This window comes from Pseudomonas sp. Bout1, assembly GCF_034314165.1.
Classification (GTDB): domain Bacteria; phylum Pseudomonadota; class Gammaproteobacteria; order Pseudomonadales; family Pseudomonadaceae; genus Aquipseudomonas.
Window position 1 is genome coordinate 1397008 of record NZ_JAVIWK010000001.1, and the last position, 23965, is coordinate 1420972.

General features: G+C 59.5%; 39 protein-coding genes and 2 pseudogenes. 32 read left to right on the forward strand and 9 right to left on the reverse strand.

Annotation, left to right across the window (positions count from 1 at the left end; all coding sequences use genetic code 11):
- Nucleotides 1-28: 28 nt before the first annotated feature.
- The 4 genes from RGV33_RS06300 to RGV33_RS06315 all read right to left on the reverse strand — a co-directional run bounded on the left by RGV33_RS06300 (nt 29) and on the right by RGV33_RS06315 (nt 2999).
- Nucleotides 29-1186 (reverse strand): RNA-directed DNA polymerase, encoded by a 1158-nt coding sequence (locus RGV33_RS06300; RefSeq protein WP_322143536.1) that lies wholly within the window; start codon nt 1184-1186, stop codon nt 29-31.
- Between the two features lie 211 nt (nt 1187-1397).
- The gene (locus RGV33_RS06305; RefSeq protein ID WP_054917220.1) at nt 1398-1751 is read right to left on the reverse strand and encodes a four helix bundle protein; all 354 of its coding nucleotides are present in this window, start codon (nt 1749-1751) and stop codon (nt 1398-1400) included.
- A 58-nt stretch (nt 1752-1809) separates the two neighbouring features.
- Nucleotides 1810-2403, reverse strand: coding sequence for a DUF1566 domain-containing protein (locus RGV33_RS06310; protein ID WP_322143537.1), 594 nt, complete (start codon nt 2401-2403; stop codon nt 1810-1812).
- Between the two features lie 119 nt (nt 2404-2522).
- Nucleotides 2523-2999 carry a hypothetical protein gene (locus RGV33_RS06315; protein ID WP_322143538.1) on the reverse strand — a complete coding sequence of 159 codons (477 nt, stop codon included), beginning with the start codon at nt 2997-2999 and terminating at the stop codon, nt 2523-2525.
- 103 nt (nt 3000-3102) lie between these two features.
- On the opposite strand from RGV33_RS06315, the gene RGV33_RS06320 reads away from it, so the two are divergent.
- A complete protein-coding gene (locus RGV33_RS06320; protein WP_322143539.1) occupies nt 3103-3330 on the forward strand; it encodes a hypothetical protein in 228 nt (75 codons plus the stop codon).
- A gap of 48 nt (nt 3331-3378) precedes the next feature.
- Here the strand turns inward: RGV33_RS06320 and RGV33_RS06325 are convergent, their stop codons facing one another.
- From RGV33_RS06325 to RGV33_RS06340, 4 genes are all read right to left on the reverse strand, one after another.
- Nucleotides 3379-3744, reverse strand: coding sequence for a hypothetical protein (locus RGV33_RS06325; protein ID WP_322143540.1), 366 nt, complete (start codon nt 3742-3744; stop codon nt 3379-3381).
- Nucleotides 3745-3825: 81 nt separating this feature from the next.
- The gene (locus RGV33_RS06330) at nt 3826-4140 is read right to left on the reverse strand and encodes a hypothetical protein (protein ID WP_322143541.1); all 315 of its coding nucleotides are present in this window, start codon (nt 4138-4140) and stop codon (nt 3826-3828) included.
- Complete coding sequence (locus tag RGV33_RS06335) at nt 4137-4499, reverse strand: hypothetical protein (protein ID WP_046068892.1); 363 nt, start codon at nt 4497-4499, stop codon at nt 4137-4139. The genes RGV33_RS06330 and RGV33_RS06335 overlap by 4 nt, the downstream gene beginning before the upstream one ends.
- 561 nt (nt 4500-5060) lie before the next feature.
- The gene (locus tag RGV33_RS06340) at nt 5061-5585 is read right to left on the reverse strand and encodes a hypothetical protein (RefSeq protein WP_322143542.1); all 525 of its coding nucleotides are present in this window, start codon (nt 5583-5585) and stop codon (nt 5061-5063) included.
- A 389-nt stretch (nt 5586-5974) separates the two neighbouring features.
- Here RGV33_RS06340 and RGV33_RS06345 point away from each other — a divergent pair, with 389 nt between their 5' ends.
- Nucleotides 5975-6292: a DUF1654 domain-containing protein gene (locus RGV33_RS06345; protein WP_322143543.1), complete on the forward strand. Its 318-nt coding sequence runs from the start codon at nt 5975-5977 to the stop codon at nt 6290-6292.
- Nucleotides 6293-6342: 50 nt separating this feature from the next.
- On the opposite strand, the gene RGV33_RS06350 is transcribed toward RGV33_RS06345, so the two are convergent.
- Nucleotides 6343-7191, reverse strand: coding sequence for a LexA family transcriptional regulator (locus RGV33_RS06350; protein WP_322143544.1), 849 nt, complete (start codon nt 7189-7191; stop codon nt 6343-6345).
- Nucleotides 7192-7279: 88 nt separating this feature from the next.
- On the opposite strand from RGV33_RS06350, the gene RGV33_RS06355 reads away from it, so the two are divergent.
- The 30 genes and pseudogenes from RGV33_RS06355 (at nt 7280) to RGV33_RS06500 (ending at nt 23916) form a co-directional block, all read left to right on the forward strand.
- On the forward strand, nt 7280-7459 hold the full coding sequence (locus tag RGV33_RS06355; protein ID WP_236446895.1) for a Cro/CI family transcriptional regulator: 180 nt from the start codon (nt 7280-7282) through the stop codon (nt 7457-7459).
- An 83-nt stretch (nt 7460-7542) separates the two neighbouring features.
- Nucleotides 7543-7965, forward strand: coding sequence for a phage regulatory CII family protein (locus RGV33_RS06360; RefSeq protein WP_105525157.1), 423 nt, complete (start codon nt 7543-7545; stop codon nt 7963-7965).
- A 68-nt stretch (nt 7966-8033) separates the two neighbouring features.
- Nucleotides 8034-8735 (forward strand): phage antirepressor KilAC domain-containing protein, encoded by a 702-nt coding sequence (locus RGV33_RS06365; RefSeq protein ID WP_322143545.1) that lies wholly within the window; start codon nt 8034-8036, stop codon nt 8733-8735.
- Nucleotides 8735-9487 (forward strand): DnaT-like ssDNA-binding domain-containing protein, encoded by a 753-nt coding sequence (locus RGV33_RS06370; protein ID WP_322143546.1) that lies wholly within the window; start codon nt 8735-8737, stop codon nt 9485-9487. Before RGV33_RS06365 ends, RGV33_RS06370 begins: the two co-directional genes overlap by 1 nt.
- Nucleotides 9484-10170 carry a replication protein P gene (locus RGV33_RS06375; RefSeq protein WP_322143547.1) on the forward strand — a complete coding sequence of 229 codons (687 nt, stop codon included), beginning with the start codon at nt 9484-9486 and terminating at the stop codon, nt 10168-10170. The genes RGV33_RS06370 and RGV33_RS06375 overlap by 4 nt, the downstream gene beginning before the upstream one ends.
- Nucleotides 10167-10463: a DUF1364 domain-containing protein gene (locus RGV33_RS06380; RefSeq protein ID WP_177039641.1), complete on the forward strand. Its 297-nt coding sequence runs from the start codon at nt 10167-10169 to the stop codon at nt 10461-10463. Before RGV33_RS06375 ends, RGV33_RS06380 begins: the two co-directional genes overlap by 4 nt.
- Nucleotides 10460-10891, forward strand: a complete 432-nt coding sequence (locus RGV33_RS06385; protein WP_322143548.1) for a VRR-NUC domain-containing protein — start codon at nt 10460-10462, stop codon at nt 10889-10891. Before RGV33_RS06380 ends, RGV33_RS06385 begins: the two co-directional genes overlap by 4 nt.
- Nucleotides 10888-11160 carry a hypothetical protein gene (locus RGV33_RS06390; protein ID WP_177039639.1) on the forward strand — a complete coding sequence of 91 codons (273 nt, stop codon included), beginning with the start codon at nt 10888-10890 and terminating at the stop codon, nt 11158-11160. Before RGV33_RS06385 ends, RGV33_RS06390 begins: the two co-directional genes overlap by 4 nt.
- A complete protein-coding gene (locus RGV33_RS06395) occupies nt 11157-12437 on the forward strand; it encodes a tyrosine-type recombinase/integrase (protein WP_322143549.1) in 1281 nt (426 codons plus the stop codon). Before RGV33_RS06390 ends, RGV33_RS06395 begins: the two co-directional genes overlap by 4 nt.
- 2 nt (nt 12438-12439) lie before the next feature.
- Nucleotides 12440-12643: a hypothetical protein gene (locus RGV33_RS06400; protein ID WP_214247870.1), complete on the forward strand. Its 204-nt coding sequence runs from the start codon at nt 12440-12442 to the stop codon at nt 12641-12643.
- Entirely contained in the window at nt 12640-12960 is a 321-nt protein-coding gene (locus RGV33_RS06405) for a hypothetical protein (protein ID WP_322143550.1), read from the forward strand. Before RGV33_RS06400 ends, RGV33_RS06405 begins: the two co-directional genes overlap by 4 nt.
- Nucleotides 12961-12963: 3 nt before the next feature.
- Entirely contained in the window at nt 12964-13527 is a 564-nt protein-coding gene (locus tag RGV33_RS06410) for a hypothetical protein (RefSeq protein WP_322143551.1), read from the forward strand.
- Between the two features lie 117 nt (nt 13528-13644).
- The gene (locus RGV33_RS06415) at nt 13645-14016 is read left to right on the forward strand and encodes a hypothetical protein (RefSeq protein ID WP_054917196.1); all 372 of its coding nucleotides are present in this window, start codon (nt 13645-13647) and stop codon (nt 14014-14016) included.
- Nucleotides 14016-14333: a hypothetical protein gene (locus tag RGV33_RS06420; RefSeq protein ID WP_322143552.1), complete on the forward strand. Its 318-nt coding sequence runs from the start codon at nt 14016-14018 to the stop codon at nt 14331-14333. Before RGV33_RS06415 ends, RGV33_RS06420 begins: the two co-directional genes overlap by 1 nt.
- A 60-nt stretch (nt 14334-14393) precedes the next feature.
- Nucleotides 14394-14753, forward strand: a complete 360-nt coding sequence (locus RGV33_RS06425) for a hypothetical protein (RefSeq protein WP_322143553.1) — start codon at nt 14394-14396, stop codon at nt 14751-14753.
- Nucleotides 14744-15118 (forward strand): HNH endonuclease signature motif containing protein, encoded by a 375-nt coding sequence (locus tag RGV33_RS06430; RefSeq protein WP_198581437.1) that lies wholly within the window; start codon nt 14744-14746, stop codon nt 15116-15118. The genes RGV33_RS06425 and RGV33_RS06430 overlap by 10 nt, the downstream gene beginning before the upstream one ends.
- Nucleotides 15119-15277: 159 nt before the next feature.
- On the forward strand, nt 15278-15763 hold the full coding sequence (locus RGV33_RS06435; protein ID WP_322143554.1) for a phage terminase small subunit P27 family: 486 nt from the start codon (nt 15278-15280) through the stop codon (nt 15761-15763).
- Nucleotides 15763-17484 carry a terminase large subunit gene (locus RGV33_RS06440; RefSeq protein WP_322143555.1) on the forward strand — a complete coding sequence of 574 codons (1722 nt, stop codon included), beginning with the start codon at nt 15763-15765 and terminating at the stop codon, nt 17482-17484. The genes RGV33_RS06435 and RGV33_RS06440 overlap by 1 nt, the downstream gene beginning before the upstream one ends.
- The gene (locus tag RGV33_RS06445) at nt 17484-18755 is read left to right on the forward strand and encodes a phage portal protein (RefSeq protein ID WP_322143556.1); all 1272 of its coding nucleotides are present in this window, start codon (nt 17484-17486) and stop codon (nt 18753-18755) included. The genes RGV33_RS06440 and RGV33_RS06445 overlap by 1 nt, the downstream gene beginning before the upstream one ends.
- Nucleotides 18756-18773: 18 nt before the next feature.
- Nucleotides 18774-19436 carry an HK97 family phage prohead protease gene (locus RGV33_RS06450; RefSeq protein ID WP_146476566.1) on the forward strand — a complete coding sequence of 221 codons (663 nt, stop codon included), beginning with the start codon at nt 18774-18776 and terminating at the stop codon, nt 19434-19436.
- 3 nt (nt 19437-19439) lie between these two features.
- Nucleotides 19440-20603, forward strand: coding sequence for a phage major capsid protein (locus RGV33_RS06455; protein ID WP_322143557.1), 1164 nt, complete (start codon nt 19440-19442; stop codon nt 20601-20603).
- A 35-nt stretch (nt 20604-20638) separates the two neighbouring features.
- A complete protein-coding gene (locus RGV33_RS06460; RefSeq protein WP_322143558.1) occupies nt 20639-20965 on the forward strand; it encodes a hypothetical protein in 327 nt (108 codons plus the stop codon).
- Nucleotides 20962-21300: a head-tail connector protein gene (locus tag RGV33_RS06465; protein WP_258717855.1), complete on the forward strand. Its 339-nt coding sequence runs from the start codon at nt 20962-20964 to the stop codon at nt 21298-21300. The genes RGV33_RS06460 and RGV33_RS06465 overlap by 4 nt, the downstream gene beginning before the upstream one ends.
- A complete protein-coding gene (locus RGV33_RS06470) occupies nt 21297-21632 on the forward strand; it encodes a phage head closure protein (protein WP_322143559.1) in 336 nt (111 codons plus the stop codon). The genes RGV33_RS06465 and RGV33_RS06470 overlap by 4 nt, the downstream gene beginning before the upstream one ends.
- Complete coding sequence (locus RGV33_RS06475; protein WP_322143560.1) at nt 21625-22125, forward strand: HK97-gp10 family putative phage morphogenesis protein; 501 nt, start codon at nt 21625-21627, stop codon at nt 22123-22125. The genes RGV33_RS06470 and RGV33_RS06475 overlap by 8 nt, the downstream gene beginning before the upstream one ends.
- Nucleotides 22125-22490 (forward strand): DUF3168 domain-containing protein, encoded by a 366-nt coding sequence (locus RGV33_RS06480; protein ID WP_322143561.1) that lies wholly within the window; start codon nt 22125-22127, stop codon nt 22488-22490. The genes RGV33_RS06475 and RGV33_RS06480 overlap by 1 nt, the downstream gene beginning before the upstream one ends.
- A gap of 63 nt (nt 22491-22553) precedes the next feature.
- Nucleotides 22554-22895: pseudogene (locus RGV33_RS06485) on the forward strand (phage tail tube protein); the annotation flags it as partial.
- Between the two features lie 159 nt (nt 22896-23054).
- Nucleotides 23055-23285, forward strand: a pseudogene (locus RGV33_RS06490) (phage tail tube protein); the annotation flags it as partial.
- The gene (locus RGV33_RS06495) at nt 23285-23620 is read left to right on the forward strand and encodes a phage tail assembly chaperone family protein, TAC (protein ID WP_322143562.1); all 336 of its coding nucleotides are present in this window, start codon (nt 23285-23287) and stop codon (nt 23618-23620) included. The pseudogene RGV33_RS06490 and the gene RGV33_RS06495, both read left to right, overlap by 1 nt.
- A gap of 32 nt (nt 23621-23652) precedes the next feature.
- Nucleotides 23653-23916, forward strand: coding sequence for a hypothetical protein (locus RGV33_RS06500; protein ID WP_322143563.1), 264 nt, complete (start codon nt 23653-23655; stop codon nt 23914-23916).
- Nucleotides 23917-23965: the final 49 nt, after the last annotated feature.

A 23965-nucleotide genomic window follows, 5' to 3' on the forward strand; every position in this document is an offset into this window, starting at 1 on the left:
CCGGGCCATGCCCGGGCGGTGGAGTGGATTAGGCTTTCTGGTAGGTCTTGGTCAGCGCTGCGTTGACCGTGTTTCCGCGCTTCAGCACGACATTCGCCAGGGCGGCGCGGTCCTTCTGGCTGTGGCTAGCCTGATTGAGCAGGCCGAAGTAGCTGTTGGCGGTCTCGCGCAGATCCTCTGCAGGTGCTGCGGCTGTTCGCTTCAATGCCTGGGCCAGTGATCGCTTGCGGGTGGTTCGTCGCCAGGGCTTTATGACGTGACCAACGAAGTCGACGCCGCGATCAACTGGCTGCAGGATTGTCTTGGTCGGGTTGAGCTTGGCGCCGAGCCCGGGCAGGAACGCTTCGACCTCTGCCAGCCACTGGTTGAGCTGCTGCGGCGACTCATGCAGGAACACGAAGTCATCGACGTACCGGATGTAGTGCTTGGCGCGCAGCTGGTGCTTTGCGAACTGGTCCAGGGCGTCGAGGTAGATGTTGGCAAAGAACTGCGACGACAGGTTGCCGATCGGCAGGCCGAGGTGGGCGGGCTGCGCAACCAGGCGCTTATGCTGCGGTACCCGGTTGAACAGGTGTGCCGGGCTGCGGGTCTCGTAATCCTCGCGCGGGTCGTGCATGAGGATCTGCGTGGCCAAGGCCAGCCACCAGGGTTCGGTGATCCTGGCCTGCAGCTGCTTGCGCAGCACCGCCTTGTCGATGGCGACGAAGAAGTTGGCCAGGTCGCACTTGAGGTAGAAGATCGGCTTCGACCAGTTCTCGCTGGCGCTGCGGATCTTCGATTCAAGCCGGGTGGCGGCGTACAGCGTGCCGCGCCCTGGGATGCATGCGCAACTGTCCGCGATGAAGCTGGCGTAGAAGCGCGACGCCACATGGTTGTACATCAGGTGGTGGACGACGCGGTCCCGAAAGGCTGCCGCCCAGACTTCCCGGGCTTTCGGTCGGGTGACCACGAAACAAATGGATCGGCCTGGCCGGTAGGTGCCGGCAATCAGGTCGTCGTGCAGATCCAGCAAGTTGATCTCCATGTCCTTCTCGAACAGCCGGGCACTTGCGGAATTTCGCTTGTTGCGTCGGCAGTCGTAGTAAGCCTGGACGAGATCCTCGAACTGGAAGGGAGCAACACTTAAATCTGCGGACAGGGCGCGCGAGCCGCTCGTTGTTCTTGTCGTTGTTGTTGAGCAAGCCATCTTCAAAGTCCATGTTGTAGGCGTTGTTGGCGGAGCGCTGCGACCTGTCGAGCTATCTACATCGCCAAACCGAAGGAAGGGCCGATCAGCTTGGAAACTGCGCGAGACCTACGCGGACGCTTTAGACCGGCGGTTTCTGTTGTGCGCATGGCGGTGACCAGAGGTCAGCGGCTCGACCAGATTTGGCGCACAGGCAAGAGGGCCTTGACCCTCAAGCAGCGGGCGCGGTTGCGGACTTCTTCCAGGCGTTTGCCTGGCGGCCAACTGAGGCCGTCATCTTCATTGCTTTGGCGTGCTGCCCTTTGCTGATCAACCCTCGATTGGTGAGGGCGCGCAGCAGGTAGTTGAGCATCCAGATGCTTTCGAGCAGCAAGTTGATCTGGGGCAGTTTGTCCCGCGTCATGTTGGCCCGGCCGATCAACACCAGAACCTGTAAGCACTCGTCCCGAATCTTTGCCCCGACAACCTGTTTCAGGTCGCGCGGGATATTGCGCACCAGGTCAAGCGAAAGCCCGAGCAACTCCTCAGCCACCTTGTGGATTTCCAAATCCGTATGCAGCGCCATCCCTGGCCTCCCTGAAAAGCGAGGGTGCTATCGCACCCATGAATGAAGAATTGAATGATCAAATAAACTTTCTGCGGACAGGGCGCGCGAGCCGCTCGTTGCTCTTGGCGTTGATGAAGAGCAAGCCATCTCCAAAGGCCATGGGGTAGGCGTAGTCGGCGGAGCGCTGCGAGCTGGTCCAGTGATACGCCTGGGTGAACACCTCAGGCACCGTGATTTCGAGGAAGGACGCCTCGCGGCGCGCCATCAAGTAGAAATCCTTGTGACCGTCTCGCTCGAAGGCTGCGCAGAACTGTGCAGCCGGGTGGTCGTGCTCTCGGTTGCTGCTGGCGAGGTAAGCGGTGTTGGCCTGGCCATCCCATGCGGATTTGGCGCCGTCGAGTTCCTGGCCGTAGCCGCCCCATTCGTGGGTGGCTTCGTCATCGCTGCCGGTCGGCACGATCAGGTAGTAGGGCTTGTCGCCGCCCGGGAACAGGTCGCCGTTCACTCCTCCTTCACCGGGCCAGTATTCGCCGATGGAGGGGATGCCACTTGCCGCAATGGCTGGGGCGGCGGCGATGGCCAGAGTTGCGAGTTTCAGCACCACCCCTTCGTCCGGGCTGCTGATAGTCAGATCGCCACGGGTGTACGTGGTCAGTTCATTGGCGCGCATGAGATGCTCCTGTGAGCGAGATAAGTTGCAGGTAGCCGGCGCTTCCCGACGAGCTTCTGGTCTGAGCGCCGTCCTGGCGCTCCCGGGAATCACCTGCGAAAAACGAATGAAGAAATGAATTACTGAATAGGGAGGCTGCGGACAGGGCGCGCGAGCCGCTCGTAGTCCTTGCCGTTGAGGAGGAGCAAGCCAACTTCAAAGTCCATGAAGTAGGCGTAGTAGGCGGAGCGCTGCGTACTCAGCCAGTGGAAGCGCTCTTCGTTCATCGTTACCAGGCCGTCCGCCTGTGCCGCCTTAACCAGCTGCCCCTCAAGGCAGGAAGGGATGTGCCCGCCCAACTCAAGAGCCTTGATGGCGATCACGCTGCCGGCCTCGGCCATCGCCCGGGTGTTGGCTTCGCCATCGCTGTAGCTGTCGGCGCCTTTGATCTTCACGCCGTACTCGCCCCAGGGCCCGCCGAGTTCGTCAGGCAGCTGGATCAGGGCGCGCTCTACACCGTTGAGCCAGTACCGGGTGATGAACACGCCGCCGCCCAGGGGTTGGCCGCGCTCAGGGAGTTCGGTTGCGAGTACTGCTTGCTGTGCTTGCTTGGACATGGGGTTACTCCGGGTAAGCGCCGCCCTCCGGTGGCCGGTGGTGGCAATTTGGTTTGGGTTGGGGTATTACGGGTGACCGGCATGGAGCTGGATAAGGGCATCTATGAACGAAGCGCAAACTGAATTGGTAGAAAACACCCTGCGAATAGTTGGCTGGCTTGCGCTGGTTTTGGGTCTTCTCATCCTGGTGGTTGGCTTTTCCAATAACTTGGACCTGGAAGACATATTCGATACGGAAAAAGCAGCCTTTATCGTTTGGACACCATTTGTAATCGGTGTGGCATCCCTGTGGATACGTGCATTTATGAGGGCAGGTCGTCGCCGAGGTTAGGGGCTCGCGATTACTTCATCGCATCTACAATGCGGCGGGTAGGGTAGGTTATGCGGGCCTTTCGATTTCGTCGTCAGGCTCTGGCGGATCGTCTTCGAGCGACTTCAAACCAGCCGCTCTAAGGAGCTGTGACACCTTTTCGGTAGCGACAAAAGGTGTCGTGACACACTTGAGCATCTGCGCCGCCGTTTCGAAGTCGGCGGCGATAACGTTGCGCAGCAGGGTCTGGTGAACTTCCTGCTGGTTGTTGAAGCCGTGCTGCTTCATCAGGCGCTTCAGGTCTTTCTTGAATACCCCGGCGACCTCAACCGTAAATTTCTCGACGCCCAAGGCAGCGTCCTTTGCCGCTGCCTTCTCGCGCTTGCGGCGCTGCTTCAGCGCCTCCGCCGTCGGCTGTTGCTCTTCCTCGGACATGGCCTACCTCTTCGATTTCATGTGCTGGCAAATCAAGCCATGCCTGCCGCCGGCGCTGTCTCACCTGGTTGCTGATGCGCTTCACGGACTGTCGGTGAACTTGAAGCCGTTCTCTCTGGCGATGAGCCGGGCGCGCTTGTGGTCGATTCCGAGTGCCGCGGCCGCCTTGTTGATCGACGTTCCGCTCTCGGCCAGTTGCTTGAGGTCGGGTGCCAGTTTGTCCCGCTCGGCGCGTAGCTTGTTGGTGCGGGCACATTTGATCGGCCCGCCGACTTCACCGCTGACGCCGGCGGCAATCTCTTCGGCCTTGTTACCGGCGCCGAAGAATGCGTCCATCTGGCGATGCAGATCCGCGATCACTGTGTCCCGAGGGTTGGCCATCGGTACGCCGATCATTGCTGCGCACCGTAGTAGGCGAACACCACCAGCAGTGCCGCGAAGCCGATCGTCCAGCGAAGAAGGCGAGCCCCGAAGCGCCGCGATGTGGCCTTGGCTGCGCCGAAGAAGTCAGCGTTGCGCTCGAGTTGGTCGGCGTACTGGCAGGCGCCGTCGTGGCCGGTGCGGGCACCACGAGAAACGCCGGTGGAGCGCTCGACCACGTCGAACAGGTTCTTGCCGAGCGGTACCACGTTGAAGCGCGGCACCTTCACAGGTTCTTCGCGACCGATCATCACGTACATCTCCGAGGTGGACAGTGCAAACCGATCCCGCAACGCCTGCAGGACCGCTTGTTTTTGGCGAATGGTTTGGTTCATCACGATTCCTTATGGTGGGTTGCGTTTATTCGTCAGCAGCCTGACCGCCTGCTGATTGCCGTTGGGCGCAGGGGAGGGTGCTGACGAATAAAGGCGAGGCGTAAAAAAGCCCGGGGGTTGCCCGGGCTTTCGGTGCGTTACATATGCCCCCATACGTGAACGCGGGTCGACGCATATGGCGTCTTGGGTGCGTAGTGGTTCACATGGCCGCCTATCCTCCGTTGCTCGCTCACTGGGTTGGCAGTGGCCACCGTTCTCGAAGGGTTGTTGCATGCAGGTGGGCGGTTATAGGCCGCGATTTCGTCCGCATCGGGGTGTGATCTATCCACCAGGGCGCAACCCCTGCTTAACGCCCAGCTACGCCGGGCCCTGGCCGTGATTTTTACGTGACCCTAGGGAGGTCGACACGTCCGCAAATTCGGACACAGGACTATTCCAGGTCTTTCCTCATCCAACGGTGCAGGGCGCTTGCCCACGGCTAGATCACACCCCGATGCGGCCTGGTGCTGGGGAGTACCAGGGCCTCGGGCAGTTTTCGTCAGGCTGACGTGGCGCTGGTTGTCAGAGATTGGCTTTTTCAGCAGCTTCAAACTCGCTACCCAGGATTTCCGTCAGCACGTCGCTGGGCTTAGCAGAGGTGCTGATGTAGATGCAGTCAGGCGTAACGACCTGCTTGTAGCCGTTGAAGAACAGCGCGCCACCACCAAGGCCCATGGCATCCAGGAAAGGCTTCAGGTCAGCTTTATCCTTTGGCTTATGAGCCTTGAATTCCTCCTGCAGCTTTTCCAGATCAAGCTTCAACGCTTTGCGCTCATCACCCTTGGTGCCTGGCGGCAGACTTGAGCGCGGAAACTGCGAGCTATCAGCTTTTGGGTCTGGCTTCGTCCAGAGCGGCTGTGGCATTGGCGGGCTGAACTTCAGGCCGTAGAAGTTACGACCGCTGTGCATGCTGGTCTGGAACAGTGCGGTGGCGCCTACAAACCGCTTGGCGAACTCTTCGCCCAGCACCTGCAAACGATCCGCGCTTTCTCTGTACGCCTTCCAAGCCGCCAGAACACCGGCATCGCTTGTCTTGTAGTAGGACATTTCACTTCCTCCGGTTGTTTTCCCAATGCACCCGACCGAACTGCAGTTGGGTGCATCAGTGAAAATCTCCGTCCAATTGCCGCCGGAAGGGGCGGGGCGCATTGCTTGCCGGGTCACTCACTCAGTTCTGGCGTTTCACCATCGAGCAGCCGTACAAGGTTTTCCCTGTCGTTGGCAGGCTTTCGGGCCTGTCTGCTCGCCGGTCGCCGGTAGAGGCAATGCGGTCTGTTGTTTGTTGCGCTGGTTGTTAAAGAGCGGTGGTCGTCCTGTACTTGCTCAGAAGCACAAGTCGGCTTGCATTTATAAAAGCATGCTTGTGAATTGAATGCAAGCACGCTTGTGTTTATTTTGCTTACTGTATGTATGTACAGCATTCTTGGGAGGCGAATATGGCTAAGCAGAAAGGAAGCCCGGCAGGCTCGCCGCGCGGAGAAATGACGGGCATGGAGCGGCTGGGATTGAGGGTGTCATCAATGATCAACCACCCCGTGGCGCAGGCGCAGCGCTGGGTGACGATCCATCGCCTGGACACCGATGGCGATCGGGAGTGGGAAGAGGTGCTGGGCGTGATCGCCGAAACCGACGAGCTTGAGCTGACGCTCAATGACGACGGTAGTGTGACCGTGAGGTGGGAGCAGCAAGAGGTCGAGGCAGCGGGGAGGGGCGAAGCTGAGTTTGAGCAGGAAGAGGAGGCGGCACCTTTTTAGCGGGCAATAAAAAGCCCGGCGCTGGCCGGGCTTTGATGATGGGCATGGTCTTAAACCGGAAGGCCGTTCCAAACGTACAGCACGCGGGCCAAGATGTGGGTGTCATCCACGCGGATTTCTTCTATGTCGTGATGCTTGTTGTCGGAGATCATCTTGAAGCGATCCTTGCCTTTCTTCTGCAAGCGCTTCACGTAAAGCATGTCGTCATGGGAGAAGAGGTATATGCCATCCCCAGTGAACTCCCGGATGGTTATATCTACCAGCAGCGGGTCGCGATCCTTGATCGTCGGCGCCATTGACTGGCCCCAGCCGGTGATCATCTTGAGGTGGAAGTGTTCTTTGAACGAAACTCCCATCTCCCTCAAGTGTTTGGGGCTGACCCGAATATCCTGAAGCATCTCTGGGAATTCGTGCGGGATCTGCCCGCCGCCCATCGCTGCGCGCACGTCGTAGTGGGCAATCCATACTTCGTCACCGACCTGGCCCGCCCTGGAGAAGTCGACTTGCACTACATTGGTCGGCTTCGACTCCTGCGCAACCTCTTCGACCACCTCGGCGATTCGCGCTCGCGCCTCTTCCGAAAGCCCCCGGCCGTGTTTTGCGAGCATCTGCTTGACCAGATCCGCCGAGGAATAATTGCCGGACTTTGGAGCGTCCGTGGCCTTCCGGCTCGGCGGCTCGCCCTTGCCTGAGAGCAGCCAGTCTACCGTCGTGTCATAGCCCTCAGCGATAGCTACCAGGTTTTCGTTCTTTATGTTGCCAGTATCACCGGCAAACCACTGACGAACAGCTTCGTAGCTGACCCCGCAGGTGGTCGCTATATCCCTTTTGAATCCTCGCGGCCCGATCTCAGGCTTTCGCGCCAGGACAAGTTTCGCAATCCGATCAGTAATTTTCATGCAAGCAATCTACAAGTTAGCTTGGCAAGCATGCTTGCTTAGTAAACACAAGCATGCTTGAATTGCCGTATACCCAAAGGAGTCAGCCATGAACCGTGCCGACGCAATTAAACATTTCCAAGGGATCGCCCCCCTCGCCAAAGCGCTCGGCATCACATACGAGGCAGTCCGGCAGTGGGGCGAAGAGATCCCAGAGCTACGTCAGTACCAGCTTGAACTTGTAACCGCCGGCCAATTGAAGGCCGACAAAAAGAAAACCGCTGCATAAGGCGTCCTTGTCATTGATCTGTTGAGCGAATGATCGCCGGACCAGGCGGCCGCTACCACGGAAACAAATTTGAGGTTTTACGAATGGAAGATTTCTTGAGGGCTTGCCACACCACCATCAAGGAAAGTGGGGCAGAAGAACTGGCCGGGAAGATGTGCCTCTCGCACGTGAGCCTGCTGCAGCGCTCGAACCCGGATAACTCGGCCCACCACCTGACCATCGAGCATCTGTTTGGCGTTTTGCTGCACACCGGTGACATGCGCGCGCTTATTTCCCTCGCTGACAAGTTTGGCTACGACCTGGTAGCCCGAGAGAAGCCGGCGGCCAAGCCTTTGATGGTTGCTCTCGGGCATCTGTCTGCCGAGTGCGGGGATGTTGGACGCTTGATCTTCGACGCCGCCGCTGACAACCACATCAGCCAGCACGAAAAAGCCCAGGGCGAGAAAGCCATTCAGGAAGCAATCGAAGCGCTGCACATCCTGCGCGAATCGCTGAAGGCCGCCTGAATCGCAGGCATAAAAAAACCGCCTGGCAGGGCGGTCCTTTCAACAGCAGTAAAACTTGTGGGGCCATTATGAACACACTTGTTGCTCCAAGCAATACAGTCAGCATGTCGAGCCGGGAGATCGCCGATCTCACCGGCAAACAACACAAGGATGTCATCCGCGACATCCGCGTGATGCGTGAAGCCCTGGAGAAGGATGGCGCAAATCTGCGCCATCTTCAGGAAGAGAAGGACGGGCGGGGTTACACCGCCGAGTTCCAACTTGACCGCGTGCTCACCGAGACGCTTCTGACCGGGTACAGCATCCCGCTTCGCCATCGTGTCGTGACACGTCTTGGCGAACTCGAAAAGGTGTCGCGACACGCCATATCGATGCCTTCCAACTTCGCCGAAGCCCTCCAACTCGCCGCCGATCAGGCCAAGCAGAACGCTTCGCTACACCAAGTCATCCAGCTGCAGGCGCCCAAGGTTCAAGCATTGGAGCGCCTGTCCGCCACCGACGGCTCAATTTGCATCACCTCGGCCGCCAAGCAACTTGGCATTGGCCCGCTGAAGCTCTTCAAGTGGCTCAGCGACAACCGCTGGATCTACCGCCGCACTTCCTTCGCCGCATGGTCGGCCTACCAGCCTCGCCTTACCTCAGGCCTTCTCGAACACAAGCTGGTCAGGGTTGGGAAGGGCGCCGAGGAAGACCTGAAGGTTGTTGAGCAGGTCATGGTCACGCGCAAAGGCATCACCCATCTCGCAACAGTCCTTCAGGAGGCTTTGTAATGGCCGGCGACTGGATCAAATTCGAACTCACCACCCTGGACAAGCCGGAGGTCTGCCAGATCGCAGACCTGGCGGATATCGATCCTGATGCTGTCGTCGGCAAGCTGATGCGCGTGTGGGGCTGGTTCGATCAGCAAACCGAAAAAGGTAACGCTCCGAGCGTTAGCAAAAAGTTACTTGATCGCCTTGTCGGTGTTAGCGGTTTCTGCGAACACATGAAATCGGTTGCTTGGATGATCGAGATCGACGGCGTTATCAGCCTCCCGCATTTTGACCGACATAACGGGAAGACCGCTAAAAACAGGCTTCTCACGGCAAAGCGGGTGGCAAACCACAAAGCGAGTAACGGCAAAAGTAACGCTTCGAGCGTTAGCGATGCGTTACCTAAAGAAGAGAAGAGAAGAGAAGATCAAAACCCTCTCTTTGCGCACGAGCCAGTCGACCCTCGGATGCCCAGCGAAATGACCCTCGACTGGGTGCCTGACGAAAAGCTTTTGAAGACCTACGCCTTTCACCGCGGCCTGTCGCTTGACCTGTTCACCGAAGAGGCTCGGGTCGCATTCACTGCTCACTACGAGCCGCAGCACCAGGTCAACACGCAGGCTGAGTGGGTGAGCATGCTGGTCAAGTGGGTGAACAACGACAAGGCCCGCACCGCCGCCACCAACGTGACGCCGTTCCGGCAGAGGTCTGCACCTGCATCGGACTTCGATGACAACGACACCGACTGGCAAAACGGGGTGCAATCGTGATCAAGCAGGTATCAGTGATTGCGAATGACCTATGGGCCAACCCGAAGGCGGGCGAATTTATCGCAGCGGACGAGAACGTAGCCCCGGCTGACGAAGGTCGCCGCCAGATGGCTTTCGCCATCAACGAACTGTTCAAGGAGTTGCGCCTGATCCGCTCGGCCTGGCGACAAGCGTGGCCGGACAAGGAGACGTACCAGGCTGCAAAGGTGCAGTGGATGCAGGCGTTCCTCGATGAGGGAATTTGCACCCAGGGTCAGATCGAGTTCGGCATGGTCAAGGCCCGCAAGCAAGTGTCCGATTTCATCCCGAGCCCGGGGCAGTTCATCGAATGGTGCAAGCCCACCCCCGAAATGCTCGGCCTTCCGCCTCTGGCTGCCGCACATCGTGAAGCTTGCCGGAACGCGCACCCAGGCATGGCGGGGCAGGGCAAGTGGTCCCATGACGCGGTTTGGCACACGGCCAAGGAGTGCGGGTTCGAGAGCCTGAACAAGCTCGACACGGCGCTGAGCCTGAAGCTTTTCGACCGCAATTACACGATCACCATCCGGCGCTTGCTCGACGGCTTGCCGCTTCAGCCAATGCCCAAGGCGCTGCCCGCCAAAGTCGACGCCCGAATCACCCCTGAGGTAGGGAAGGGCGCTATCGCCGAACTGCGTGCCCGGTTGGCAGGGGGATCCCGATGAGCAAGCTCACGAATGCCGCCCGCGATCGCGACTGCCAGGTACGATTTCCAGGCTGCTCGTGCGAGCCGTCCACCACCGTCCTGGCGCACTACCGGCTGGCCGGCACCTGTGGCATGGGCATGAAGCCGAACGACTTCCAGGCGGCATGGGCCTGCGGCTATTGCCACGACATCGCCGACGGCCGCCTGCGCGCACCCGGGGAGCTGACCAAATACGAGATCCGCTTGTTCCTCGCTGAGGGCGTCATGCGCACCCAGGACATCCTGATCAGCGAAGGGAAGGTGAAACTTTGAAACCATTCAGCCCGAAGACCTTCACCGCCAATCCGGTGCGCGCCAAGTCCGTCGACCGTGAGGGCCTGGAGCAGGCCGCCTTGATCAAGGAAGTCAGCCTGCGCTATCCCGCTGCCGCGAAGCTGATCTACCACGTCCCGAACGGTGGGCACCGGCACAAGCTGGTGGCGATGAAGCTGAAAGAGCAGGGCGTGAAGGCGGGCGTTCCCGATCTGGTTCTGCCGATGGCACGCGGCGGGTACTTCGGCCTGTATATCGAATTCAAGGCCCGGGCGCCGTATGACGCCGCCGTGTCCCCGGCCCAGGACGCATACCTGCAGGCGCTGACCGATCAGGGTTACCTGGCCATCGTTTGCCGCGGGCACGTCGACGCCATTGAGGCGATCCGCGCCTACCTACTTCAACCACAAACGAGGGCGGTCGCATGACCCATAACTTCAAGCCCGGCGACCTGGCACTGGTGATATCCGGAGGGTATATGGGCGAGACGGCTGAACTCGTTCGATTCGTGCTGCCAGGCGAGGTGGTGGTCTCTCCGGTGACAGGGAAGAAATATCAGTTCCGCCCAGCTGCGGGTATCGGGGGTTGGATGTGCCGATTCCGGGGTGAGTGGGCAATCAAGCACGAGAAGAATCTGATGCCCTTGCGCGGCGAGTTCACCCCTGAGCAGCTGAAGTCTCACGAGGTGCCCGCATGACGACCGCCGCCGTGAAGATCACCGACGCCGAAATCAAGCGCCAGGCCGCCGGCGAAGTTCGCGACCTTCGCGACATCGAAGCCCGCGGCCTGTACCTGCGCTTCGCGAAAGACCGCGCCCGGGCCTCCTGGTACCTGGTGGTCAGGGGAGAGTGGAAGCTGATCGGCCGGTACCCGGACCTCAGTGCCAAGCAGGTCGCCGCAGCACTGCCAGGCATTCGCCTGCGTCTGGATGCCGGGGAAGGCTCCAATCTTTCCAAGTGGCTGCTGGTGGGCGAGCTGCTGGACTGGTACGCCGATCGCATGGCGCGGGACCGGAGCCTGTCGAGCAAGCGCAAGAAGACCGGTGCCTCGTTGATCAAGTGCCACCTGAAACCGCTGCTGGGCGATGTGCCGCTGGCCTCGGTTGATAAATCCACCCTGGATGACCGGTTCATGTGGCCGGCCCAAGAGTCCATCGGCATCGACTACGTGCGCTCGGCGTTCCAGTTGCTGGCCTTGGCCTTCCGTCAGGCATTCAAGCTGCGCCTGATCACCAGCAACCCGATGAAGGACGTGAAGTTCAGTGACTTCTCCAAGGCCAAGGTCGGGGTCAAGCCGTCGCGGCTGCGCGTCACCCAGCTCCAGGACCTGCTGACCCTGCTGCGCGACTCAATGGCCAGCGCCCCAGCTGACGCCATGCTGGCCCTGATGATGCTGTGCCACGGCACTCGGATCGGCGAGACCCGCCAGGCGCAGTGGTCGCACATCAGCCTGGCAGAGCGTGAGTGGTTCATTCCAGCCGAAAACACCAAGACCGGCGTCGAGAACCATCTGCCAATCACTGACCAGGTTCGCCAGCTGCTGATCACTTACCGCGACATCCAGTGGTCCGGCGGCTATGACGGGCAGTTCCTGTTTCCATCCCGCAAAGGCAAGTCGCTCAGTGAGGGCCAGGCCAGTGCCGTGTTTACGCGCCTGGGCCAGGGCGAATGGACAAGCCACGACCTGCGCAAGGTGGCCAGGACCGGCTGGGCAGACATCGGCATCGACCACCTGATCGGTGAGCTGCTGATCAACCACGCCATGGGCCACAACGTGAAGGTGTACATCCAGTCGGACGTGATGGCCCGCAAGCGTGAGGCGTTGGATCGGTGGTGTGCGTATCTAGACGCGAAGGGTTTCAAGCGCATTCACGACTTGACCGGCTTTAGATCGGGAGATTCCGGTAATGCCACGGAAGCCGCAGAACACAAGGCCTGCAAGGCCATTCAAGAAACAATCATAGGCGAGGTTTAAAAATGCTGATTCAGATCATCAAGCGCACCAGACTCGCCGTGAACCCGGCCGATATCAGCGCCATTTTCATCTACACCGTGAATCACGATCCGGTACTCGAAGTGCAGATGCGGTCCGGCGCGAAGTACGGGGTCCGCCACGAACCAAACACCCCGCTCGGTGACGATGTGTACCAGGTCCACAAGCAGCTGTTGGAGGCCAAATGAACAGGTCCCACGGCCCGGCATTCCGCGCCGCTCAGTTGGACCTGGCCAAGTGCCCGGCCTGTCGTGGTCGCGCGGTGATCAAGGGCGTCTTCCACGAACTGGCCTGCGTGCAGTGCAACGCCTCCGGCTGGGTCACCGCCGAAACCGGTGAGACGCTGCCGCTGGAGGTGCTGGTGACGCAGTTGAGCATCCGGCTTCAGGCTGCCGAGCAACAGATCGAACGATTGAAGCGCCATGTGCCGATGCTCGGCCCGGCAGCCCAGTACAACCAGAACAACCGCCGCGGCGCCGGCGGCACCAACTTCACAGGGGATTGAGCCATGGCTATGTATAAGGACGTGATGGGCACCCTGGTGCGGGTGCTGGCAGCAGACAACATCGACAACAGCACCAAGCAGTCATGGCAGAAGCTGATCGACGCCGATCTGCGCCAGGGCGGCACGGGTAGCACGCTGTCGGTCCGGGACAAGTTCGATTACGACTGCTGCCTCTATGCGTTGCTGCACCGTCAGCTCGACCCGGCCCAGTGGGACGTGCTGGTGGCCAAGTACTCCACGCACAAGGCGAACAAGGTCGGTGCCATCGGCAGGCTGGTGGCTCGCATGGTGTCACCGGCACCTCAATTGTTCATCTATAAGGCGCTGACAGCCTGGGCAATCCCTAAGCTCAAGGGCATCCAGTGCGGCAAGCGCTCCACGGACATGATCGTGTTGCCCGCCGAGTTCTACGACATGAATACCTGGGACTTGGCCGGCTCCCCGGAGCGCACGCGCCGCAACTGGCGAGGCGGAATCCACAAGCGTTTGGAGAAGCTCGAAGAGCAGGCGGTGATCCATGCCACCGAGATATTCGACAGCGAGCAAATCTTTGTAGATGCCGCTTGACCTGTTGGCCGACTGGCCGTAAATTAACCCCATCATGTCGATCTTGCGCGTTATGAGAGACGACACAAATTCTGAGCCCCGCCACCGTGCGGGGCTTTTTCGTTTCTGGAGTATCGGATGGATCCAAACGACCTCGGCCCTGGCGCCTTTGCTTGGCTGGGCGGCAGCGGCACCATCCTGCTCGGCGTCTTTCTCTGGCTGAGGAAGTTCCTCTCCAGGGATGCCACAGAGCGCGTCATGGACAATGCCGACATTGGCACCGTGCGCCGGCTGAATGAGCTGCTTGATTCGGAGCGTGTCGCTCGAAAAGAGGCCGAGGCCCGAGCTGATCAGTTCGCCAAAGAACGCAATGAACTGGCCGCAGCTGTAGGTCGAATGGAAGGGCGCATTGATGCGCTGACCAGTCAGGTCGCTCAACTCACTGACAAGGTGACATCGCAGAGCCAGGAGATCTCCCGGTTGCGTACTCAGCTTGGAGGTAACAACTGATGGAAAGATGCGCAATCAACTTCATCGCCCGCCATTGGTGGAGGCGATTCGAGGTCTGGGTCATCGCGCTCGCTCTCGTTGGTGGCGGCGCCATATTCGGCTACCAGGCCGCGTACTGGTCGCTCGCCGAGAAGCAGAGCAATCAGGTATCCGACATCCGCAAGGCCTACGACACCGCCATGGACGAACGTGACAAGCGTCTCGAAGAGCTGACCCGCAAGACTGGCACGGCTGCTGACAAGGCGTCGAGGGCTGCAACTACCGCTGCGCAGGCTGCCGACAAGGCGGATGAAGCGCTCAACCGAGTAGGTCAGTGATGGCTTGCAGTGGATGCGCCGCCCGGCGCGAATGGATCAACAAGATGAAGAGGCTGGCATATGAGCGAGCAGGAAAACTATTCAGACAAGATCCAGAAGGTGAGCCCGGCCAAGGGCGACCTGCTGGTGGTGACTTGCCCGAGCCCACTGACAATGGAACAGCGGAAAATGATGGCAGACAACCTGGCGCCCTTGGCTGATCGGCTGGGTGTTCAGTTGCTTGTCCTTGACGGTGGTGCGACTGCTCAGTTGCAGCCAGGTATTCAAGGTCTGCTGGATGAGCAGAAGAAGCAGACGGCGATCCTCGGGCGAATGGCCGAGCAGCAAGGCCTGTTGATCCAGGCACTGGCAGAGGATCAGATTGAGCAAGATCCTGATGCCCGACCACTGACGTACATGGATGGCACCCTGTGCCGTTGAGGCCGCAAAAGCCATGCAATGCCCAGGGCTGCAACACGCTGACCCGAAACCCTCGGTACTGCGATGAACATGCCCACCTACTCAAGAGTTCGACCTGGGCCAAGCCTAGGGAAAGCAGCACCAAGCGCCACTACAACTACAAGTGGCAGCAGGCAAGGGCAGGCTGGCTGGCAAAGCATCCGCTGTGCAGGTGTTGCGAGCAGGCAGGCAAGGTGGTTGCGGCGACTGATGTTGATCACGTCATCCCACACAAGGGCGATATGGTCCTGTTCTGGGATCGGAACAACTGGCAGAGCCTCTGTGGTCCGTGCCACTCCAGCAAGACGGCCTCCGAGGATGGCGGTTTCGGCAATTCCCGGCGCTGAAAGCAAAAAAAACCAGAAAAACCAGTGAAAAACGATCAAATGAGAATGATTCGCCCGGAAAGGGAGGGGGAGGGTCGAAAGTCTGGGCCTTTTCGCTTCTAGACCGCGCCCTCAACCCTTCTTACACACCCGCGAAATTAAAAATCCAGGAGTTGCGCGATGGGAGGTACCGCCACGGTCGCCGGCCGTGGTCGCAAACCCAAGCCAACGGCCAAAAAAGCACTCGCCGGAAACCCTGGCAAGCGCGCGCTGAACACAGCCGAGCCGCAGTTTTCCAAGATCACCCAGATCGACCCGCCGGAGTGGTTCAGCCCGCGCGCCGCCACCATGTGGAACATGATTGTCCCGGAGCTGCTGCGGGAGAACGTGGTGGCGATCACGGACCTGCACAACGTTGAGGCCTTCTGTAGCGCCTACGACAACTGGCGCCTTGCGCAGGAAACGATCCAGCTGCATGGCATCGTAGTCACCGGGGCCACTGGTGGGCCGATGAAGAACCCCGCGCTTACCGCCGCGAACGAAACAATGCGCCAGATGGTGACATTCGGTTCGATGCTGGGCCTGGATCCGGCCAGCCGCACACGACTCATCGGCGGCAACAAGGAGAAAGAAACCAACGAATTTGCCAACCTGCTGAGAACCTGATGACCAAATCTACCCACCCCAATGTCGACAAGGCAACGGCGTGGGGTCGGTCATTGCTCCGCGGTAAGGTGCCGGCGTGCCGTTATATCCACCAGGCAGTGCAGCGGCACTTCGATGATCTGGCGGCCAGCCGCAAGCGCGGTTTCCGTTTCAAGTTCGATCCGGCGAAGGCAGAGAAAAAGCTCAAGCTGATGCAGTTGCTCCCGCATACCAAGGGCGAGTGGGCATTCAAGCGTCAGCTGATCACGCTGGAGCCTTGGCAGCTTTTCGGCCTGGCCGTTACATTCGGCTGGGTCAAGAAGAAGGGCGGCCACCGCCGGTTCCGTGAAAGCTACTGGGAAGTGCCCAGGAAGAACGGAAAATCAGTGGTTGCCGGTGGTGTTGGCATCAGCATGTTCGTTGCCGATGGCGAATTCGGTGCCGAGGTGTACGCCGGTGCGACCACAGAGAAGCAAGCGTGGGAGGTTTTCCGGCCCGCCAAGCTGATGGTCAGCAAGTCGCCGATGCTGATTCAGGCCGCCGGCATCGAGGTGAACGCCTCGAACATGAACATTCCGTCCGACTTCAGCCGGTTCGAGCCATTGATCGGTAACCCGGGCGACGGTGCATCGCCGAGCTGCGCCATCGTCGACGAATACCACGAACACCCAACCTCGGCCCAGTACGACACCATGCTCACAGGCATGGGCGCCCGGCGTCAGCCGCTGATGTTCATCATCACCACGGCCGGCGCCGACATTGAAGGCCCGTGCTACGACAAGCGCCGTCAGGTCGTTGAGATGCTGGCCGGTACCGTGCCGGACGAAGAGTTGTTCGGCTGGATCTGGACGCTCGACGAGGGCGACGACTGGACCGATCCGAAGATGCTGGCCAAGGCCAACCCGAACCACGGCGTCTCGGTGTTTCAGGAGTACCTGGAGAGTCAGCAGGCGCGAGCCATTCGCTCTGCCCGCTTTGCCAACACCTTCAAAACGAAGCACCTCAACCTCTGGGTAAGTGCCAAGTCCGGCTTCTACAACATGGAAAGCTGGAAGGCATGCGAAGACACGTCGCTGACCCTGGAACAGTTCGAGGGGCAGGAGTGGATTGCCGGTTTCGACTTGGCGCGAAAGCTCGATATGAACTCGAGAGCCCGGTTGTTCTGGCGCGTCATCGATGGGAAGAATCACTACTACAGCATCGCGCCGAAATTCTGGGTTCCTTACGACACAGCGTTCAACACCGATAACAAGAGGATGGCCGAGCGATTCCAGGCTTGGATTCACACCAAGCATTTGGAGGTGACCGACGGTGCCGAGGTCGACTACCGCGAGATCCTTGAAGACACCAAAGAGGCAAATCATCACGCGCCGGTGCGTGAATGCCCGATTGACCCCCACGGTGCTACGGGGCTAAGCCACGATCTGGATGACCAAGGTTTCAATCCGGTCACGATCACGCAGAACTACACCAACATGTCCGATCCGATGAAAGAACTGGAGGCCGCGATAGAGGCCGGCCGTTTCCATCATGACGGCAACCCGATCATGACCTGGTGTATAGGCAACGTTATCGGCAAGAACTTGCCAGGCAACGATGACGTCGTACGCCCGATCAAGCAGGGTGATGACAACAAGATCGACGGCGCCGTTGCGCTGATCATGACGATAGGCCGCATCCTAGCGAACGCTGAGGTGCAAGGCTCTGTCGACGACTTCCTCTCCAGACCGATGAGCATGTAATGGCAGATACCGACTACAGCATCGACCTGCGCACGCGCAGTCCCTTCTGGGCGCGTATGGCGAGCTTCTTCACCGGTGGGCGCCTAGTCACTCCTAACAAGGGGTCGCAGACGGGGCCGGTATCGGCGACCGGGCAAGTTGGCGACTCTACGCTGACCGACGAAAGATCCCTGCAAATCGCTACCGTGTTTGCCTGTGTTCGCCTCATATCAACCGTCACGGCCGGCCTGCCTCTTGCGGTGTTCGAAACTAAGGGCGATAGCCGAAATAAGGTTGGCCTCGACAACCCGCTGGCCAGGCTTCTCTGCTACAGCCCGAATCAGTACATGACGGCCGTAGAGTTCCGTGAAGCAATGACCATGCAGCTTTGCTTCTATGGCAATGCCTATGCGCTCGTCGAGCGCAATAGCGCAGGCGACGTCATCAGCTTGATGCCGCTTCTATCCGCCCAAATGGATGTCAGGCTGGATAACAAAAAGGTTGTTTACCGGTATAGGCGTGACACCGAGTTCGCCGATTTCAAACAAGCGGAGATCTTCCACCTCAAGGGTTTCGGCTTCAATGGTCTGGTCGGTCTTTCGCCAATTGCATTCGCATCGAAGACGGCAAGTGTTGCCGTGGCGATGGAGGATCAGCAGCGGGACTTCTACGCCAACGGCGCCAAGTCTCCTCAGTTGCTTATGACCGGCGACGGCAAGGTGCTGAATAAGGAACAGCGTGCGCAAGTCGAAGAGAACTTCAAGGAGATATCCGGCGGGCCGGTCAAGAAGCGGCTGTGGATTCTCGAGGGCGGCTTCACTACCCAGGCCATCGGCGTGAGCCCTCAGGATGCCGAGACAATGGCGGCGCGCAAGTTCCAGGTGAGTGAAGTGGCGCGCTTCTTTGGCGTTCCACCCCATCTTGTTGGTGATGTGGAGAAGTCCACAAGCTGGGGCTCTGGTATCGAGCAGCAGAACCTTGGATTCCTGCAGTACACCCTTTCGCCTTACATCAATCGGTGGGAGTACGCGATTGAGCGCTGGCTTCTAAAACCGTCCGATCTGGGAAGGCTGCACGCCGAACATAACCTGGAAGGGCTGCTGCGAGGCGACTCCACTGCGCGCGCCAACTATCTGAAGACTCAAGTTGATACAGGCTTGCTCACCGTGAATGAGGGGCGCCGCCTGGATAACCGACCTGCGCTGCCTGGTGGCGATGTCGCAACGCGCCAATCGCAAAACATACCACTTACCCAACTTGGCCAAACAAACCCCGCACCTAGCGGGGTTTAGTTTTTCTGGAGCTGCCAAATGTCAAACATCCAAAAGACCCTGGCCTTCGCTGAGGCGGAAATCAAATTCGACTCCGGTGGAAAAGTTGGGGTCTTCGAGGGGTATGCCAGCGTTTTTGACGTGATTGATTCAGATGGCGACATCATCCTGCCAGGGGCTTTTAAGAAAGCCCTGAGCACGCAGAGTCGACAGGTTGGCATGTTCTTCAACCACCAGACCTACGGCTTGCCTGTTGGCAAATGGCAGTCGCTTGAAGAGGACAGCAAAGGGCTGATTGTCCGCGGCGAGCTGACGCCAGGTCTGTCTGTTTCTAACGATCTTCGCGCCGCGATGGAACACAAGACTGTCGAGGGCATGTCTGTCGGCTTCACCGTCATGAAAGACGATTTCGACATGATCGCGACCGGCCGCGCGTTCAAGAGCGTGGCGGCCCTTCGCGAGATCAGCATCTGCACGTTTCCAGCCAATGAACTTGCAACAATCGAGTCCATGAAATCCATGGAGTCGATCACAACTATTCGCGACGTTGAGCACTGGCTGAGGGATTCGGTCGGACTGTCGAAGTCGCAAGCTCTGGGCCTCGTGGCCCGGATTAAGTCCGCAGTTCGGAGCGATTCCGAAGGTGGCGAAATCACCGCGATCCTGGATCGCCTCAAGTCCTTCCCATCTGTAGGAAAATAAACCATGTCCGAATTGGCCCAGATCCAAAAGGCTATTGAAGAATCGCAAAGGAACATGACTGAACTGTTCGATGCGCAGAAAAAAGAAATCACCGAGACCGGTGCGGTCAGTAAAAAGCTGCAGTCCGATCTCCAAACCGTCCAGGAAGAGCTGACCAAATCCGGCACTCGCCTGTTCGACCTGGAGCAAAAGCTTGCCGCCGGTAACCTGGACAATCCGGAAACGAAGAAGTCCTTCGCAGAACAAACGGCAATCGATCTTCAAAAGTCGTGGGATGGCAAGTCCTCGGGCAAGGTCGACGTCAAGAGCTTCAACAAGCAGCTCGGCAGTACGGCAGGTTCCGCCGGCGCATTGATCGAGCCACAGCGTAATGCCGGCATTTTGATGCCAGGCCTGCGCCGCCTCACCATTCGGGACCTGCTCGCCCAGGGCCGTATCAGCTCGAACTCGCTGGAATATGTTCGCGAGAACATCTTTACCAACAGCGCTGCACCGGTCGCCGAGGGCACGCTGAAGCCCGAGTCCAACCTGACGTTCACCAAGGAAACGGCGAACGTCAAAACCATCGCTCACTGGATTCAGGCCTCGCGCCAGGTCATGGACGATGCTCCGATGCTCGAGTCGTACGTGAACAACCGACTGCTGTTCGGCCTGGCCCTGGTTGAGGAGGGGCAGTTGCTGAACGGTGACGGTACCGGCGACAACCTGACCGGGCTGAACAAGGTTGCCACGGCCTACGACGCAGCGCTGAACGTGACCGGTGACACCCGTGCTGACAAGATTGCCCACGCGATCTTCCAGACCAGTGAGTCTGAGTTTGAAGCCTCCGGCATCATCCTCAACCCGCGCGACTGGCACGCAATCGCGCTGCTGAAAGACGCTGATGGTCGCTACATCTTCGGCGGACCAGCTGCGTTCGCTGCCAAGGTCATGTGGGGCCTGCCGGTGGTTGCCACTAAAGCTCAAGCCCTGGGCACGTTCACCGTCGGCGGCTTTGATCTGGCATCCCAGGTCTGGGACCGCATGGACGCAACCGTCGAAGTCAGCCGCGAAGATCGCGACAACTTCGTCAAGAACATGCTGACCATCCTCTGTGAAGAGCGCCTGGCCCTGGCCCACTACCGGCCAACCGCGATCATCACCGGTCCTTTCGCAACCGCACCATAACCGAGGCCGGGGCAGGTAACTGCCCCGATTGCGTCATGATCAGGATTCGCGCGTTGCGCCAGTTTTCGCACTACCACGCCGGCAACTTCAGCCAGTTCGAGGTTCGTGAAGTCAAGGACGAATATGCCGAGGCTTTGATCGGATTGGACTTGGCAGAAGAGGTTGAGGCCGATCCAATCCAGGAGCAGGAGCAGGAGCAGGAGCAGGAGCAGGAGCAGGAGCAGGAGCAGGAGCAGGAGCAGGAGCAGGAGCAGGAGCAGGAGCAGGAGCAGGAGCAGGAGCAGGAGCAGGAGCAGGAGCAGGAGCAGGAGCAGGAAGCACCAGCAACCAACTCGCCCAAGAAAGCAGGTTCTAAAAAATGAGCATCCCCGTCACCGATCTGCTGCCGATAGCCTTGATGCGAAAGCATCTGCGCGTCGACCATGAAGACGATGACGACCTGATCGAGCTCTACGCTGAATCCGCTCTGGCTTGGGCGCTGTGGTATTGCGATAACCCGGCACTCAAGTTGGTGGCTGACTTCCCTGCGTCCTTCAAAGCAGCGCTTTTGCTGCTGCTAGGGCACTCGTACGCGACTCGTGAAGCGGTCGTGATCGGCACCATTACTGCCGAACTGCCCCTGGCGGTGGATTCGCTCCTTTGGGCTTCCAGAAATTGGCGCGGTGTTGTCGATCCTGAGCCGGAGGATGTGCCATGAGGGCCGGCGACCTGCGGCACCGTATTCAATTTCAGAAGCTGGTTCCGGGCGTTGATCCTGAAACCCAAGAGCCTATAGCGGGCGAGTGGGTCGACGTTGCAAAGGTCTATGCCTCTATCGAGCCTTTGAGTGGTAGGGAATTCATCGCTGCCCAGGCGGTTCAGTCTGAGGTCGTGGGGCGCATCGTGATTCGCCGCCGTACCGACATCAAGGCGCAGATGCGTGGGGTTTACCGCGGCCGGATCTACAACATTCAAGGCGTCCTGCCTGACCCCAAGTCCGGCTTGGACTACCTGACGCTACCCTATTCCGAGGGGGTGAATGATGGCTGATGACATTCAGTTCGGCTTGGTCGGTCTCGACGATCTTCTCTCGAATCTGGCCACGGTGAACGATGAAACAAGGCGTAAAGGTGGGCGCGCTGCTTTGCGCAAGGCGGCTCAGGTTGTGAGGGGTGCTGCAACCCAAAATGCCCAGCGTGTCGATGATCCGGACACGGCCAGGGCTATCTACCAAAACATCGAGGTTCGCTGGAACGGAAGGTTGTTCAGGCGCTCAGGAGATCTCGGTTTCCGTGTTGGTGTTCTCGGCGGTGCGAGAATCCCGAAATCAAGGCCGAAGGGTTCAGAACCTGGCGGTCCGGGTGGTGATACCAGGTACTGGGCGTTTGTTGAGTTCGGGACTGAAGACACCGATGCGCAGCCGATCATGAGGCCCGCGTTATCGGAAAACATAACCCTAGCCACTGATACGTTCATCAGCGAGTACCGCAGGGCAATTGATCGAGCTATTCGGCGTCGCGATAAGCTGAACAGGAGCAGTTAATGTTTGCACCAATCAACGCCGTGTGCGGCCAGGACGTTGGGGTCATCGCAGTCCTGGGCTCAACCCCGCAGCGCCTTTATCCATTCGGCGAAGCGCCACAGGATGGGCAAAAGCCTTACGCGGTATGGCAGACCATCGGGGGTGATCCCGAGAACTACCTGGCCGGGCGTCCAGACATCGACGGCTACACGTTGCAGGTCGATGTGTACGCCACGACGGGGAAGGACGCCAGGGCCGTTGCCAAGGCCATCAGGGACGCTATTGAACTGAAGGCTTACATCATCCGCTGGGGTGGTGAAAGCCTCGACCCGTCCACAAAGAATTACCGGTACAGCTTCGATGTGAGCTGGCTCGTCCCTCGATAACGCTGCAACCCAAACCAACCCCGCCGAGTGCGGGTTTTTTATGCCCGACATTTGGAGAACGCCATGTCGATCCTTTCCCAAGGAACCCAGATCTACGCACTGGTCCCGCCGCTTTCCGGCACCGGGCCTATGACCGTCATGGAAGTTGAGTGCGCCACCAGCTTCGACCCGGGCGGCTCGCCGGCGGAGCAGATTGAGGACACCTGCCTCAGCGCCGATGAGCGCAGCTACAAGAAAGGCTTGCGCACTCCCGGCCAGGCCTCGCTTGGCCTGAACGCTGACCCGAACAACGCGAGCCACATTCGCCTGCATCAGCTCTCGGAAGCCAACGGCGATACCACTATCAAGTGGGTGGTGGGCTGGTCTGACGGCAAAGACATCGTGCCGACCATCGCCGCCGGCGGAAGCCTGGGCGTGGCTACGGTCACTGCTGGCGGCACCGGCTACACAACTGCCCCGACTGTCGCCTTTACCGGTGGCGGTGGTTCTGGCGCAGCTGGTACGGCTACGGTGGCCGGTGGCGTGGTCACTGGTGTGACAATCACCAACAAAGGTACCGGTTACACATCGCCCCCAACTGTTGCCTTTACCGGTGGCGCCGGCTCTGGCGCAGCGGCAACGGTTTCACTGGCCGCCGGCGATGACTTCGATCTGCCGCCCACTCGTACCTGGTTCGCTTTCCAGGGCTACGTGGCCGACTTCCCATTCACCTTCGCGCAGAACGCCGTGGTTGCATCGACAGTGTCGATCCAGCGCTCGGGTGGTTCCGCCTGGATTCGTAAGGCATCGGCATAATGGAACTCAACGTCGCAAACCTGAAGAAGTCCAAGGCTTTCACTGCTCGCCCTGTCGAGAAGGAAATCGTCTGGGGTAAGTCCACGTTCACCTGCTTTGTCCGGCCGCTGTCTTACCAGACAGCTATCGGTGACATCGCTGCTCACCGCGGCGCCGATCCGCTGGCCTGTCGAATTGCCTCCAGCATCTGTGATGCCGAGGGCAAGGCAGTGTTTACAGTCGCCGATATCACCGGCGAGGCCGACCCGGAGAAGGGCGCTCTCGACCCTGATCTGACCAACCTTCTGTTGATCGCCATCGGCGAGGTGCAGAACGTGGGAAAGACGAAGCCCTAGATCCAAGCGACGAGCTCTGGTGCGAACTGGTCATGAATGGAATCGGCGGCTGCACCATCGCCGAAGCGCAGGAGCGCATGACCTACTCCGAGTTTGTGGTCTGGATGAAGTTTCGCACCAAGCGTGGATCGCTGCACCAGGGCATGCGCGTCGAGATGGCTCTGGCGCAGATCCTGGCGTTCTACGCCAACTCGAAGACCGGCAAGGATGCCCCGCGGCTTTACCAGCAGGACTTCGCCCCGCACATGGATCCGCGTGTCGAGTCGCTGGAAGCGGCTGTGGAAAACTGGTCGTAGGTCCTAGGCTATGGCGACAAGCCCTCCGGTGATAGATTGCCAGCTACTA

Bases quoted from the DNA above. Each gene is read 5' to 3' on its own strand.
- RGV33_RS06340 (WP_322143542.1), bottom strand. From the start codon at position 5,585: ATGTCCTACTACAAGACAAGCGATGCCGGTGTTCTGGCGGCTTGGAAG.
- RGV33_RS06445 (WP_322143556.1), top strand. From the start codon at position 17,484: ATGGCAGATACCGACTACAGCATCGACCTGCGCACGCGCAGTCCCTTC.
- RGV33_RS06395 (WP_322143549.1), top strand. From the start codon at position 11,157: ATGACGACCGCCGCCGTGAAGATCACCGACGCCGAAATCAAGCGCCAG.
- RGV33_RS06315 (WP_322143538.1), bottom strand. From the start codon at position 2,999: ATGTCCAAGCAAGCACAGCAAGCAGTACTCGCAACCGAACTCCCTGAG.
- RGV33_RS06475 (WP_322143560.1), top strand. From the start codon at position 21,625: ATGGCTGATGACATTCAGTTCGGCTTGGTCGGTCTCGACGATCTTCTC.
- RGV33_RS06425 (WP_322143553.1), top strand. From the start codon at position 14,394: ATGAGCGAGCAGGAAAACTATTCAGACAAGATCCAGAAGGTGAGCCCG.
- RGV33_RS06390 (WP_177039639.1), top strand. From the start codon at position 10,888: ATGACCCATAACTTCAAGCCCGGCGACCTGGCACTGGTGATATCCGGA.
- RGV33_RS06365 (WP_322143545.1), top strand. From the start codon at position 8,034: ATGAACACACTTGTTGCTCCAAGCAATACAGTCAGCATGTCGAGCCGG.
- RGV33_RS06455 (WP_322143557.1), top strand. From the start codon at position 19,440: ATGTCCGAATTGGCCCAGATCCAAAAGGCTATTGAAGAATCGCAAAGG.
- RGV33_RS06450 (WP_146476566.1), top strand. From the start codon at position 18,774: ATGTCAAACATCCAAAAGACCCTGGCCTTCGCTGAGGCGGAAATCAAA.
- RGV33_RS06320 (WP_322143539.1), top strand. From the start codon at position 3,103: ATGAACGAAGCGCAAACTGAATTGGTAGAAAACACCCTGCGAATAGTT.
- RGV33_RS06470 (WP_322143559.1), top strand. From the start codon at position 21,297: ATGAGGGCCGGCGACCTGCGGCACCGTATTCAATTTCAGAAGCTGGTT.
- RGV33_RS06345 (WP_322143543.1), top strand. From the start codon at position 5,975: ATGGCTAAGCAGAAAGGAAGCCCGGCAGGCTCGCCGCGCGGAGAAATG.
- RGV33_RS06360 (WP_105525157.1), top strand. From the start codon at position 7,543: ATGGAAGATTTCTTGAGGGCTTGCCACACCACCATCAAGGAAAGTGGG.
- RGV33_RS06460 (WP_322143558.1), top strand. From the start codon at position 20,639: ATGATCAGGATTCGCGCGTTGCGCCAGTTTTCGCACTACCACGCCGGC.
- RGV33_RS06495 (WP_322143562.1), top strand. From the start codon at position 23,285: ATGGAACTCAACGTCGCAAACCTGAAGAAGTCCAAGGCTTTCACTGCT.
- RGV33_RS06465 (WP_258717855.1), top strand. From the start codon at position 20,962: ATGAGCATCCCCGTCACCGATCTGCTGCCGATAGCCTTGATGCGAAAG.
- RGV33_RS06500 (WP_322143563.1), top strand. From the start codon at position 23,653: ATGAATGGAATCGGCGGCTGCACCATCGCCGAAGCGCAGGAGCGCATG.
- RGV33_RS06310 (WP_322143537.1), bottom strand. From the start codon at position 2,403: ATGCGCGCCAATGAACTGACCACGTACACCCGTGGCGATCTGACTATC.
- RGV33_RS06355 (WP_236446895.1), top strand. From the start codon at position 7,280: ATGAACCGTGCCGACGCAATTAAACATTTCCAAGGGATCGCCCCCCTC.
- RGV33_RS06305 (WP_054917220.1), bottom strand. From the start codon at position 1,751: ATGGCGCTGCATACGGATTTGGAAATCCACAAGGTGGCTGAGGAGTTG.
- RGV33_RS06300 (WP_322143536.1), bottom strand. From the start codon at position 1,186: ATGGCTTGCTCAACAACAACGACAAGAACAACGAGCGGCTCGCGCGCC.
- RGV33_RS06325 (WP_322143540.1), bottom strand. From the start codon at position 3,744: ATGTCCGAGGAAGAGCAACAGCCGACGGCGGAGGCGCTGAAGCAGCGC.
- RGV33_RS06420 (WP_322143552.1), top strand. From the start codon at position 14,016: ATGGAAAGATGCGCAATCAACTTCATCGCCCGCCATTGGTGGAGGCGA.
- RGV33_RS06350 (WP_322143544.1), bottom strand. From the start codon at position 7,191: ATGAAAATTACTGATCGGATTGCGAAACTTGTCCTGGCGCGAAAGCCT.
- RGV33_RS06435 (WP_322143554.1), top strand. From the start codon at position 15,278: ATGGGAGGTACCGCCACGGTCGCCGGCCGTGGTCGCAAACCCAAGCCA.
- RGV33_RS06400 (WP_214247870.1), top strand. From the start codon at position 12,440: ATGCTGATTCAGATCATCAAGCGCACCAGACTCGCCGTGAACCCGGCC.
- RGV33_RS06480 (WP_322143561.1), top strand. From the start codon at position 22,125: ATGTTTGCACCAATCAACGCCGTGTGCGGCCAGGACGTTGGGGTCATC.
- RGV33_RS06335 (WP_046068892.1), bottom strand. From the start codon at position 4,499: ATGAACCAAACCATTCGCCAAAAACAAGCGGTCCTGCAGGCGTTGCGG.
- RGV33_RS06330 (WP_322143541.1), bottom strand. From the start codon at position 4,140: ATGATCGGCGTACCGATGGCCAACCCTCGGGACACAGTGATCGCGGAT.
- RGV33_RS06380 (WP_177039641.1), top strand. From the start codon at position 10,167: ATGAGCAAGCTCACGAATGCCGCCCGCGATCGCGACTGCCAGGTACGA.
- RGV33_RS06405 (WP_322143550.1), top strand. From the start codon at position 12,640: ATGAACAGGTCCCACGGCCCGGCATTCCGCGCCGCTCAGTTGGACCTG.
- RGV33_RS06370 (WP_322143546.1), top strand. From the start codon at position 8,735: ATGGCCGGCGACTGGATCAAATTCGAACTCACCACCCTGGACAAGCCG.
- RGV33_RS06410 (WP_322143551.1), top strand. From the start codon at position 12,964: ATGGCTATGTATAAGGACGTGATGGGCACCCTGGTGCGGGTGCTGGCA.
- RGV33_RS06440 (WP_322143555.1), top strand. From the start codon at position 15,763: ATGACCAAATCTACCCACCCCAATGTCGACAAGGCAACGGCGTGGGGT.
- RGV33_RS06415 (WP_054917196.1), top strand. From the start codon at position 13,645: ATGGATCCAAACGACCTCGGCCCTGGCGCCTTTGCTTGGCTGGGCGGC.